Annotated in this window: 10 protein-coding genes; 4 read left to right on the forward strand and 6 right to left on the reverse strand. The window is 40.7% G+C overall.

Annotation, left to right across the window (positions count from 1 at the left end; all coding sequences use genetic code 11):
- Positions 1 to 27 precede the first annotated feature (27 nt).
- A complete protein-coding gene (gene smc / locus ACFS5N_RS04215; RefSeq protein ID WP_377182565.1) occupies positions 28 to 3,567 on the forward strand; it encodes a chromosome segregation protein SMC in 3,540 nt (1,179 codons plus the stop codon).
- Positions 3,568 to 3,703: 136 nt separating this feature from the next.
- On the opposite strand, the gene ACFS5N_RS04220 is transcribed toward smc, so the two are convergent.
- Genes ACFS5N_RS04220 through ACFS5N_RS04235 form a run of 4 tightly spaced genes read right to left on the reverse strand, consistent with a single transcriptional unit; the run spans position 3,704 to position 6,850 of the window.
- On the reverse strand, positions 3,704 to 5,239 hold the full coding sequence (locus tag ACFS5N_RS04220) for a S41 family peptidase (protein ID WP_377182567.1): 1,536 nt from the start codon (positions 5,237 to 5,239) through the stop codon (positions 3,704 to 3,706).
- Positions 5,240 to 5,297: 58 nt separating this feature from the next.
- A complete protein-coding gene (locus tag ACFS5N_RS04225) occupies positions 5,298 to 5,906 on the reverse strand; it encodes an HAD family hydrolase (RefSeq protein ID WP_377182569.1) in 609 nt (202 codons plus the stop codon).
- Complete coding sequence (locus ACFS5N_RS04230; RefSeq protein WP_377182571.1) at positions 5,896 to 6,195, reverse strand: hypothetical protein; 300 nt, start codon at positions 6,193 to 6,195, stop codon at positions 5,896 to 5,898. Before ACFS5N_RS04230 ends, ACFS5N_RS04225 begins: the two co-directional genes overlap by 11 nt.
- Before the next feature lies 1 nt (position 6,196).
- Positions 6,197 to 6,850 (reverse strand): ABC transporter ATP-binding protein, encoded by a 654-nt coding sequence (locus ACFS5N_RS04235; RefSeq protein WP_377182573.1) that lies wholly within the window; start codon positions 6,848 to 6,850, stop codon positions 6,197 to 6,199.
- Positions 6,851 to 7,038: 188 nt separating this feature from the next.
- Here ACFS5N_RS04235 and sucC point away from each other — a divergent pair, with 188 nt between their 5' ends.
- From sucC to ACFS5N_RS04250, 3 genes are all read left to right on the forward strand, one after another.
- On the forward strand, positions 7,039 to 8,229 hold the full coding sequence (gene sucC / locus ACFS5N_RS04240; RefSeq protein ID WP_377182575.1) for an ADP-forming succinate--CoA ligase subunit beta: 1,191 nt from the start codon (positions 7,039 to 7,041) through the stop codon (positions 8,227 to 8,229).
- Positions 8,230 to 8,417: 188 nt separating this feature from the next.
- Positions 8,418 to 8,936 carry a YceI family protein gene (locus tag ACFS5N_RS04245; protein ID WP_377182577.1) on the forward strand — a complete coding sequence of 173 codons (519 nt, stop codon included), beginning with the start codon at positions 8,418 to 8,420 and terminating at the stop codon, positions 8,934 to 8,936.
- Between the two features lie 156 nt (positions 8,937 to 9,092).
- Positions 9,093 to 9,713 (forward strand): L-threonylcarbamoyladenylate synthase, encoded by a 621-nt coding sequence (locus ACFS5N_RS04250; RefSeq protein WP_377182579.1) that lies wholly within the window; start codon positions 9,093 to 9,095, stop codon positions 9,711 to 9,713.
- On the opposite strand, the gene ACFS5N_RS04255 is transcribed toward ACFS5N_RS04250, so the two are convergent.
- Together ACFS5N_RS04255 and trpA are read right to left on the reverse strand one after the other, a co-directional pair.
- Positions 9,708 to 11,762 carry an ATP-binding protein gene (locus tag ACFS5N_RS04255; RefSeq protein ID WP_377182581.1) on the reverse strand — a complete coding sequence of 685 codons (2,055 nt, stop codon included), beginning with the start codon at positions 11,760 to 11,762 and terminating at the stop codon, positions 9,708 to 9,710. The genes ACFS5N_RS04250 and ACFS5N_RS04255 overlap by 6 nt on opposite strands.
- A gap of 192 nt (positions 11,763 to 11,954) precedes the next feature.
- Complete coding sequence (gene trpA / locus ACFS5N_RS04260) at positions 11,955 to 12,734, reverse strand: tryptophan synthase subunit alpha (protein WP_377183888.1); 780 nt, start codon at positions 12,732 to 12,734, stop codon at positions 11,955 to 11,957.
- Positions 12,735 to 12,784 lie beyond the last annotated feature (50 nt).

Genomic DNA, 12,784 nt, shown 5'->3' on the forward strand with positions numbered 1-12,784 from the left:
AAATTTTCTGGACGACACAACGTTTAAATGCAGCTTACCAAGTTAGAAATCAAGGGCTTCAAAAGCTTTGGCGATAAAATAACCATCAACTTTAATGAAGGTGTTACCGCTATTGTGGGGCCCAATGGTTGCGGTAAGTCGAACGTTGTAGACTCGATACGCTGGGTATTGGGTGAGCAAAGCACGCGTATGCTGCGCTCAGAGAAAATGGATAATGTTATTTTTAACGGTTCAAAATCGCGGAAGCCGGCGAATCTGGCTGAGGTATCACTAACATTCGATAACACCAAGAACATCCTCCCTACTGATTATTCGCAGGTTACGCTTACCCGTAAGTTGTACCGGAGCGGTGATAGTGAATATCGACTTAACGATATGCAGTGCCGCCTGAAAGATATTACCGACCTTTTTCTGGATACCGGCGTTGGCTCCGACTCGTACGCTATCATTGAGCTGCGGATGATCGAAGAGATCATTTCAAACAAAGAAGGCTCCCGGCGTAATTTATTTGAAGAAGCCTCAGGTATTTCTAAATATAAACTTCGCAAAAAACAGACTTTCAATAAGTTAAAAGAAACAGAAGCCGACCTGGAGCGCGTTGAAGATTTATTGTTTGAAATTCAGAAAAACCTGAAGATGCTCGAGAACCAGGCCAGGAAAACCGAACGATATTATCGCCTGAAAGAAGAATACAAAACGCTGAGTATTAAACTAGCCTCGTTCAAAATAGCAGCTTTTGGCACCTCGCTGGCAACCATCGAAGATCAGGAATTAAAACAGCGCGAGGATAAATCGGCCATAATATCACAAATAGATATGCTGGAGGCCGGTTTACAACAAGAGAAACTGGATAGCATCACCAAAGAGAAAAATCTTTCGGTACAACAAAAAGCTACCAATGAGTTTGTTGCCAAGATCCGAGCTTATGAAAGTGAGAAAAAGATCAAGAACGAGCAACTTAAGTTTCAACAGGATAAAGAGACGCGTTTAACAGAAGAATTAGATCGCGACCGCAACCAATTAAATCACGTCCTGTACAACATCAAACGCTTAAACGAAGAAAAAGCCCAGGAAGAAGAAAATCTGGATACTATAAGCGCGAAAGTTGCCGATTTAAAATTAACGGTTGACGAGTTACGCCTGCAGCTATCAAGCGCACGTAACTCGCTGAACGAAATGGTGTCGGCTAACAATAGTCTTCAAAATCAGGCTTATAAAGCTGAGAAAGACATCGACATACTGCAAATACAGGAACAGGCGCTTGAGCAGGAAAGTCAGCGTAATATGGAAGATGCTACCAACAAAAAGGTAGAACTTTCACATTTTAATGAAGTAGTTGCCGAGCTGCAAGGCCGTACCGAAGCCCTGCAAAGCGAGTATGAGCAGGAACTCAAACGCGAAGAAGAACTGCAAGAACAAATTGCAACTGTTGATGCTGAAGCGGAAAAAATAAAGGAAACCATCATTACAGAAAGCCGGAAACTTGACGCCAAACAAAACGAATACAACCTGACCAAAAGTTTGGTTGACAATCTGGAAGGTTTCCCGGAGTCAATCCGTTTTCTGAAAAATAACAGTGAGTGGGCCAAAAATGCACCCCTGTTTAGCGACGTGTTATTTTGCCGTGAGCAATATCGCGTTGCTATTGAGAATTACCTGGAGCCCTTAATGAACCATTACGTGGTTGATACGTACGACGAAGCTATTAAGGCCGTTAACCTGCTGAGCAATGCTTCGCGCGGCCGGGCTCAGTTTTTCATTTTGAGTAACTACGCCGATTCGGTTTCTTTACCATTTAAAGAAGAACCGGTTGGCGGTCGCATCCCGGCATTAAATGTTGTCGAGGTTGAAAAGAAATATCAGCCACTGGTTGACCATCTGCTAAAAAACGTTTACCTAGCAAGTGACGAAAGTGATTTGAACAACACCCAGCTTACCGAAGGCTTGGTGTTGATTGCCCAGAGCGGTAAATTCAATAAAACCCGGTACACCATGGCCGGCGGTTCTGTCGGTTTGTTTGAAGGTAAGCGTATTGGTCGTGCCAAAAATTTGGAAAACCTGGCTAAAGAAATCAAAAAACTGGAGGTAGAATTATTCGAACTAAAAACCCGTTCAAATGAACTGCAAACGCAGTCGGTATCGCTTAAAGCAGCCGGTAAAGCCCAGGAACTGGTTCAGAAACAAGGCGAGTTAAATCGATTGAACACAGAGCTCATTACTGTTAAAACCCGTCAGGAACAATACGAGACATTTATTGAGAACAGCCTTAACCGTAAAGATGATATCGCTAAAAAAATAGCCGGTATTAAAGAGGAAATTGCTACGCTGCAGCCATTATTGATTGAGTTAAAAGCGAAAAAAGAAGCACAGACAGAATTACTAGCCGAAAAACAGGCTGAGTTTAATGAGCTTAATGAGATGGTTACTGTGCAGTCGAATGCCTATAATCAAGAGAATATCCGCTTCCATCAGCAACAAAATAAAGTATCCGGCTTGAATAAAGACCTGGACTACCGCTTTACCCAGCAGGACAGCTTGGAAAGCCGCATTAAAAAAAATGCCGGCGAATTGGAAGAAGTAAAGCTAGCCATACAAGAAAACCTACAGTTAGCTGATAACTCGGACGATGGCTTGATGGAAATGTACAGCCAGAAAGAGGAGCTTGAAAGAGCTACCCAGGAAGCCGAACAGGAGTACTACAAACTTCGCGGTAAGATTACCGAGACTGAGGACGCCATCAATGCCCTGCGCCGTAAAAAAGATCAGGCTGAAGTTATAGAAAACGAATTGAAAGATCAGCGCAATAACCTTCGGATTGAATTAAGTGCCCTGAAAGAACGCTTATCGGTTGAGTTTAATGTAGATATCAACGACCTGCCTGAAACAGAGATTGCCGGTGTTGAAAACGAGCAGCAACTACGCGAGCGTACCGATAAGCTCAAAAATCAACTGGACGACTTTGGGGCCATTAACCCAATGGCTGTCGAAGCATATAAGGAGATGAATGAGCGTTATGAATTTATTCAAAACCAAAAGAAAGATCTCGGCGAAGCAAAAGCCTCATTAATGGCTACTATCCAGGAGATTGATGACACCGCGCGCGAAAAATTCATGTTTGCCTTCACCCAGGTTCGCGAGAATTTCATCAAAGTATTTCGATCTCTGTTTAATGAAGAAGACAGTTGTGATTTGATACTACTTGACCCTGAGCGCCCGCTGGATTCAGATATCGATATTGTAGCTAAGCCAAAAGGTAAACGCCCGCTGTCTATTAATCAGCTATCGGGTGGTGAAAAGACGTTAACGGCCACTGCTATCCTATTTTCGCTTTACCTTTTAAAGCCCGCACCTTTCTGTATTTTTGATGAGGTCGACGCTCCGCTTGATGATACCAATATCGATAAATTCAATAACATTATCCGTAAGTTTTCGCAGGACTCGCAGTTTATCATCGTATCACACAATAAAAGAACCATAGCCAGCACCGATGTGATTTACGGGGTAACTATGGTTGAACAAGGTATCTCACGCGTAGTACCTGTGGATTTGCGCGAACTGGCCGATTAATCCTCCAGATAGCTTAAACAAAATGTCATTTCGAACATAGAAATAAGTCTCTACACAAATCTTAATTTGCTTGTGTAGAGACTTCTCCGTTAGTCGAAATGACATTCGGGTCATTCTTTGCTTATCTGGTAAGCTGCTATTTTTTCTTAACGAAACTCTTATCGTAAACCATTCCTTTAAACTTCTTACTTTCTAAAGCAAGAGCTGCAGCATTTGATTGATCAATTGATAACGTCCGCTGTACATTCAAACCCTGAACTTTGGGTGCAGTAACTGTGTAAGTACCTTTTTTCAGGAAGTTAACGGCATGATGTAACAAAACTTCAGTAGTATCACCAAACTCCTTGGTTGGATCGTCATAATCTTTAACACCCGGATAACCTGCTGCGCCAGGAGTCATGCCCGAATAATAACCACCCTGTCCCGCTGAGTTTTGTGTTTCAAACTCCGGGATATACATTTGGTATTTATTAATGTCGATATCAAAGAAACCTACCGGTTTGCCGTAAGTTGTTGTGCCGATAAATTGAACGTCCATATGCGGGCGTAAATTATTAATGGTTAATTCGCTCGCCGACGCGGTTGATCCGCTAACGATAAAAAATACCCGACTTAAATTCAAACCACCTTTTTTATTGAATTTCTGCGTATTGGCAGCTACAGAATAATCAACCTGGGCCAAATTATAAAGTTGATTGGTTGCTCCGTCGCGTCTGTACTGGTTAGCCAATAAGGTTTCTTTATTGTTAGCTAAAATGTCGTTAAAATGATACGCATACATAGTGGTATTATTAGCTGACGACGGTACAAGATAATTATCAATATATTCGGCTGTAGATACATAACCACCGCCGTTATAGCGCAGGTCGACCACCAGCTCAGTAACGCCCTGCGATTGGAAATAACTGAAAGCCTGGTCAAGTTTTGGGTCGGCATTATTATCTGAGGTGAAACTATTAAATACCATATAACCTAAAACTTTATTGTTTGGCAAATTGATAGTTTTATAAGTTATAACCGGGTTAATAGTATAGCTAGCAGCAGCTAGTGTAGTGGTAAAGGAAGTTTGGTCAGGGCGCAACAGCGTTAAAGTAACATTCTTTGAACTAAAAATAGCGTTAATTACAAAGTTGGTATTAGTGCCCCCATTATCATAATTAATATTGGTGTTGTTATTGATCGCGGTGATTTGGTAGCCTCGCTTTATGCCTGCAACATCAGCCGGGGAACCGGGATAAACGTATTTTACGCGTAAATCATTAATTTCATTATATAGTACTCCAAAACCAAAGTCTCCGTTAGTACCGCCAAGTTCGGTTGAAACTTCTCCCTGATCTATAAACGAATATTTAGCTTCGCCGGGAGACGGGGCATAGTATTCAAACGTATTGGTTTGAGATATTGCGTTTACTTCTTTTTGTAGGGCCTCTAAATCTGTGCTACCGCTAAACTGCCGCGGATTGAAAGCAGTATATGAAGGTATAGTATTATACCAGTAATAATCTTCTTTAGCATACAGATAAACCGAGTCGCGTATTAAATCAAGTGTTGACCCTGTTGTTGAGGCGCCACCGCCGTTATTATTGTTGTTATTGTTGGTACTGGGATTGCTTTTTTTGCAAGCCGTAAAAAGTGTGGCAGTCATCAAAATGCCTAATATTGTTCTTTTCATATCTCTCACTAAGTTCTTTTTAACGTGGTAACATCTAAGATGTTATCTGATTAGCAATTTATAAAATTTCGGTTACATTATAATAATCAATTCCTGCCGCCTCAGCACATAGTTTACTTTCTTGTGATTGCCCGATCATTACTAAATCTCTGCGCTCCAACCCTTGGTCTTCTAACAACAAATGAATAACATCCGGCTCTGGCATTGGCTTGGTTTCTTCGGCAAAGTAGCAGGTCAAATACTGTTCAAGCCCGTGCCATTCAGTTTGCTTGATCTTATTTAGTTGTAAAACAGGGTTACCATTAGTTACAATGAATATCTTTTTACGATCTACCACTATCTCCTGCAACAGTTCAAGAATTCGCTGATAAATCAGCAATTTAAGCGGTAGTTTAACCGTATGTATTAAATGATGAAGGTTAACACGGTATTTTTCGTCAATTTTAAACTTCTCCTTTATCCGGTCAAACACATGCTCCTTCCCCTCTGCCTGATAAGTGCCGACCATCAGCTCGGTCATTATTTTTGCGTCGAACAATTCAATATATTCAAGCATGCCTGCAAATAAATAATAAACCTGAAACAAATAGTCTTTTTCAGGATAGATCACTTCGTCCAACTCAAAAATAAAGCCCTTCTTACGCTTGTCTATCTCGCTATATTTCATCTGTATTTATTTGGATATCGTATTCGGCAAATAACTGCTTGGTTTCGACCAATTGCTTCGCTTCATTGCTATCAAGTACGTAAATGGCTTTAATAGAGTTGTCAAGGCAAAGTGTTAACATTTGATGGGCGTAAGATACAGACGCCGGGTTAGGCAGCCCCATCAATTTAGCAGATAGCATAAACTGCGGCACCTCATGATAATCGCCTAGAATAATATCATTGTTATTTAATTGATTTTTAAGACTATGGGCCTTTGCCGACATAGCCGATGTTATCAGGATGCTCACGTTATTGTACAATTAGTCCGTCCATCATGGCCACTTTACGGTCAGATACAGTGGCCAGATGCTCGTTATGGGTTACAATGACAAAGGTTTGATTAAATTCATCACGCAGCTTACCAAACAGCTCGTGTAATTCGCGGGCATTGGTTGAGTCGAGGTTACCTGAGGGTTCATCGGCAAAAATCAAAGCCGGGTTATTGATCAGCGCCCTGGCTACTGCAACCCGCTGCTGCTCGCCACCAGATAGTGCGTTAGGTTTATGATGCATACGATTAGCTAATCCTAACAGGTCTAATAATTCGGCAGCGCGTTTTTCAGCTTCCTGGCGGGGTGTGCCGGCAATATAAGCAGGTATACATACATTTTCAAGTGCATCAAACTCTGCTAATAAATGGTGAAACTGAAATATAAAACCAATTTCGCGGTTGCGAAAATTGCTCAGGCCCTTATTACTCAAACGATTCAATTCAACATCATTAATAAATAGCTGGCCTGAATCGGGCTTATCCAGTGTGCCCAATATATTAAGCAGCGTACTCTTGCCCGCGCCCGACGCGCCAACAATGGTAACTATCTCGCCTTTTTGCACTTCAAAGTCAACCCCTTTCAATATTTTAAGCTGACCGTATGATTTATTGATTGATGTAGCTTTAAGCATTTGGTAAAAATAGGGATTAGGGATTAGAGAATAGCGATTGGAGATTAGTTATTTTTTGCAATAGGTAATTATTAACAAGTGTATCAATATTTTTATCAAACAAGCGTAAAACTAATCACTAATCTCTGATCACCTATCGCCAAACTTCAAAACAAAATCTGTAGATTTACCGCAAATCTTCAAACAAAATGAATATTCACGAATACCAGGGAAAACAAATACTAAAAAGTTTTGGTGTAAGAGTTCAGGAAGGCATTGTTGCCGATACCCCCGAACAAGCTGTTGAAGCTGCAAAAAAAATGAAAGAAGATTACAGCTCAGACTGGGTTGTAGTTAAAGCACAAATACATGCAGGCGGTCGCGGTAAAGGCGGCGGCGTTAAACTGGCCAAAAATCTGGACGAGGTTAAACAAAGAGCTACTGATATTTTGGGTATGCAACTGGTAACCCCGCAAACCGGCCCTGAAGGTAAACTGGTACGTAAGGTGTTAATTGCTCAGGATGTTTACTATCCTGGCGAAAGCGCTACTAAAGAGTTTTACATAAGTGTATTGCTTGATCGTGCTAAAGGCCGTAATATCATTATGTATTCAACCGAAGGGGGTATGGATATAGAAGAAGTGGCTGAGCACACTCCTCATCTGATCTTTAAAGAAGAAATCGATCCTAAGGTTGGTCTGCAAGGTTTTCAAACCCGCAAAATTGCGTTTAACCTGGGTTTATCGGGCGATGCATTTAAAGACATGACTAAATTCATAGCTGCTTTGTATAAAGCTTATGAGTCTACCGATTCATCTATGTTTGAGATTAACCCGGTACTAAAAACATCCGACAATAAAATATTAGCCGTTGATGCTAAAGTAAACCTTGACGATAACGCACTGTACCGTCATCCGGATTATGCAGCTATGCGAGATACCAACGAAGAGGATCCCACTGAAGTTGAAGCGGGCAAATCAAACCTTAACTATGTAAAGCTTGACGGTAACGTAGGTTGTATGGTTAACGGCGCAGGTTTGGCTATGGCAACCATGGATATCATTAAATTGGCTGGTGGCGAGCCGGCAAACTTCCTTGACGTTGGCGGTACTGCTAATGCACAAACAGTTAAAGCTGGTTTCAATATCATCCTGAGCGACCCAAATGTTAAAGCCATTCTGATCAATATCTTCGGTGGTATTGTGCGTTGCGACCGTGTAGCACAAGGTGTTATTGACGCCTATAAAGAAATAGGTAATATCCCTGTCCCAATAATAGTACGTTTGCAAGGCACCAACGCTAAAGAAGCCAAAGAATTGATTGACAATTCAGGTTTGAAAGTTTACTCAGCTATCTTATTAAAAGAAGCAGCAGAAATTGTTAAGCAAGTTTTAGCTTAATATTATCATTTGACCATTATAATAAAAAAGGGGCTCTTTGCCCCTTTTTTGTTGGTTGCAAACCAAACAATGCCCTCATATTCCGGTTTATTTTGAAACCAATTTAACAGTAAATATATTACAATTAAATTACATGTTTAAACATGTATTGTTATTATATTTGTACTACAATTTAAAACAATCAAATCATGGCAACAACAAAATGGGTATTAGACCCAATGCACTCAGAAGTACAATTTAAAGTAAAACACTTAGTTATCTCAACAGTAACCGGTTCATTCAAAACTTTTGAAGGTACCATGGAAACTGAAAATGATGACTTTACAAATGCTAACATCACCTTTTCATTAGACGTGAACAGCATTGATACTAACCAAGAGGCTCGCGACGGTCACTTGAAATCTGCGGAGTTTTTTGATGCAGAACAATATCCAACTATCACTTTCAAATCAACTTCATTTGACGGCGAAGACCTCAATGGCGATCTAACTATCAAAGGCATTACTAAACCAGTAACTTTAGAAGTTGAACACGGTGGTACGGCTACAGATTTTTATGGTAACACTAAAGCTGGTTTCGAAGTAACTGGTAAAATCAACCGTAAGGAGTTTGGCTTAACCTGGGACGGTGTGACCGAAGCTGGTTCAGTTGTTGTTGGTGAAGACATCAAATTGATTATCAACGTACAATTTGCGAAACAAGCATAATTCAATATTTCGGAACTCACATTTTCGATTTTGGAATTATGTAAATAGCTATTAATGCTACTTGCGGCAAATGCAATCTCACAAAATGAGGTTGCATTTGTTGTATATTGCAAAATCAAATGCGAAATAGAATTTTCGATATTCGAAATATAGAATATGCTAATTAAAATCTACCCCGAAAACCCAAACCCTAAAGCCATTGAACAGGTAGTTGAAGTACTGCGCAAAGGCGGCCTGATTATCTACCCTACCGATACGGTTTATGGTTTAGGTTGTGATATCACCAATCACCGGGCTATAGAGGCTATTTGCAAGATCAGGAATATTAAGCCCGATAAGGCTAATTTCTCCTTTATCTGTTATGATCTGAGCCATATTTCTGATTACATCAAACCAATCGACAATGCTACCTTCCGTGTGTTAAAAAAAGCGCTGCCTGGCCCGTTTACCTTTATCTTTAACGCCAGTCATAACGTACCCAAACTATTAAGTTCTAACAAAAAGACGGTAGGTATCCGTGTACCTGACAATGATATTGCCCGCTGCATTGTTAAAGAGCTGGGTAATCCTATCGTATCAACTTCAATACGTGACGACGACGACATCATCGAATACTCGACCGACCCTGAACTGATCCACGAAAAATATGAAGACCTGGTTGATATTGTGATTGATGGCGGTTACGGCGACAACGTAGCTTCAACTGTGGTTGACTGTACTTCCGGCAGCTTTGAGATCGTTCGTGAGGGTAAAGGGGATCTGGAACAGTATTTATAACTGCCCCGTCAGGGCAAATATTTTTTCAAGGAGCTCGGATACATTGAATGGTTTGGGCACATAATCATTCATACCTATTGATAAACAGCGCTCACGCTCGCCTTTGATAGTATGAGCGGTCATCGCCATAATCGGGATATCCTTTTTTGAAGATGTCATACTTCTGATTTGGCGCGTGGTTTCATAACCATCCATCTCAGGCATTTGCAGGTCCATCAGGATAATGTCGTAATCGCTATTTTTATATTTGCCTAATGCTATTATGCCATTCTCTGCTACCTCAATTTCAAAGCTGTGCTTTTGCAGTACTTTTACTATAAGCATTTGGTTAATGGCATTATCCTCAACAACCAGTACGCGAATACCTTTTCCGCTCTTTTCTTTTATGGTGCTGCCTGTTATATCACTCTTCTTATCGCGCAGGCGTTCTTTCAAAAATGGCAGTCTGAAATAAAATTCAGAACCTTTACCCGGTTTGCTTTTAACTGATATTTTACCATCCTGCATCTCAACCAGTTGCTTGGCAATACTTAAACCTAACCCGGTACCGCCAAACTTGCGCACAGTGTCTGAGCTGGCCTGCTCAAAGCTTTCAAATATCTTATCCTGTTTATCAAGCGGGATACCTATACCCGTATCTTTAATAATAAAGTCAATGATGATGTTGTGATTGTTTTCATCAACTGTGTTGATCCTGATATTGATGTCTCCTTTATCAGAAAATTTAATAGCGTTTGATACCAGGTTAATTAATATCTGGCTGAGCCTGACAGCATCGCCTAGCAGAACATTAGGTATTGTATTGTCGATATCTGAAGTGACTTTTAAATTCTTTTGCCCGGCCTTAACCTCCATCATAGTTATAATTGACTCTACGGTAGACCGCAAACTAAACGGCTGTTGCTCAAAGTGAACTTTTCCTGCCTCGATCCGGGAAAAGTCGAGAATATCATTTAATATCACCAATAAATCATCACCCGATTTGATAATGATACGAATGTATTCTAACAATTCTTTATCTGTAAGTGCATCCTCCAACAAACGGGCAAAACCTAAAATAGCATTCATCGGCGTACGTATCTCATGGCTCATATTAGCCAAAAAAAGCTGCTTTACCTTTTCTGAAGCCTCTGCCCTATCGCGCTCTTTGATCAGGCTGTCCTCGACGTTTTTCAGTTCTAGTATTTTATGCTCCAATGTTATGGCCATTTCATTGAATGCAGTAGCTAAAACACCTATCTCATCTTTTGAATAAACCCTGACCCTTGAACCAAATAACCCCCGACGGATCAAAGCAGCGCCGTCAATAATGGCTTTAATGCCTTTCTCAATACCCTTACTTACAGATATGGTGATGATTATACTAGTAGTGCCAATAGTTAATGACAGTGTAAGTAATATGCGCAGCACCACGCGCTCCAACCAGCGTGAACCTTCGCCCAGGGTGAATGAAAAATCGTCTTCAAGTTTGGTGAGTTGACCGTTAATAGTTTCTACCTGGGTCAGCACCTTATTAACTTCATCCTGCGAGGCAGATTTCGAACTGATCATGGTATGCAGCTTCTCGCCCAATGGAATGAGTTGTTCCATTTTATTTTCGGCCTCGCCCCAGATTACAAAGGCACTGTGTATATAGTAAACGTCATGAAAACGACGGATAAGTTTGATCATGCCATCTACATCGTCCTCATGATTGCGACCTTCAATAAAGCCTAAACGGGCTGTATCTAAATTTGGATCAGGTTTACTCAATTCCAATCGCGCTTTTTTATCGCCCAGCGGAACCTTTAAAAAGTCAAGAAAACTTTGGTAGTCCTTCTCATCGTGCGAGAATGTGTAGATGCGTAAATGGTAAACAGCATCTTTCTGCGCTTTTGACCATAAACCTTCACCCTCAACATATGAGCGCACAGCCGAAAGCGTATTCACCGCAAACCATAGTGTACTTAGCTCAATAGTTACCAGCACCGCCATAATGCCAATTGTAAAATACAACTTGCGCGATATGGACGTATCCTTCAGTTTATTTCTAAGACCAGAAAAAATCATTGTTGGGCGTGCTGCTTATTTTTCACCGGCAGATAGCTTTGGCAGACTATCAGCTAAGAAAAATAAACAAAATACCCAAACCACAAAGTCTGATTATACTATAGGCTAAAAAAGAGGCAAAGTATTTTTAAAAACAACTAAAGGTTAAACCGGCTTAATGTTATAAGCAAATAAAACTTTTTCTAAATGATATTATTTATTAGTGGGACGGATATTTTGTACAAACGCAGGAATTTTGGTCAGGTAGTTATCTTCTTCCAATAATTTCACAAATTTACTGCCCACAATGGCGCCATTGGCATATTCGCAGGCTTTAGTAAAAGTGGCATTGTCTGATATGCCAAAACCAATCATGGTAGGGTTTTTCAAATTCATGGCTTTAACGCGGGTGTAATAAGCCGCTATGGTATCTGATACGTTTAGGCTCCCACCTGTGATTGACGACGACGAAAGCAAGTAAATGAAGCTATTGCTCAACTCATCGATTTTGCGGATACGTTCAGGCGAGGTTTGCGGGGTTACCAGGAAGATATTGCTTAAGTTATTATCCTGAAAATATTTTGCGTACAGGGTTTCATATTCATACATAGGCAGGTCAGGAACGATGATACCGTCTACTTCTAACCCCGCTGCTTCCTTACAAAAGCGTTCGATACCATACTGTACTATTGGATTTACATAACCCATTAACAATATTGGAATACTTACGCGCTTACGTAAACCCTTCAATTGTTCAAACAGCACTTTTAGCGTCATTCCATTATCTAGCGCTTGTTGCGAACTGTTCTGAATGGTTGGCCCATCGGCTACCGGGTCCGAATACGGGAAACCCACTTCAAGGAAATCAACACCGGCTTTTTCTAAAGCTTCGGCGATATCCAATGTAGCGTTCAACTCAGGATAACCTGCCGTAAAATATATCGACAGTAAATTATTTTTTTTGGTAGCGAAAAGTTGGTTAAGCCTGTTCATTCTTTGGTTGATAGTTAATAGTTTATGGTTCATAGAAAGGATAAAAGGTT

This window comes from Mucilaginibacter ximonensis (assembly GCF_042686265.1).
Classification (GTDB): domain Bacteria; phylum Bacteroidota; class Bacteroidia; order Sphingobacteriales; family Sphingobacteriaceae; genus Mucilaginibacter; species Mucilaginibacter ximonensis.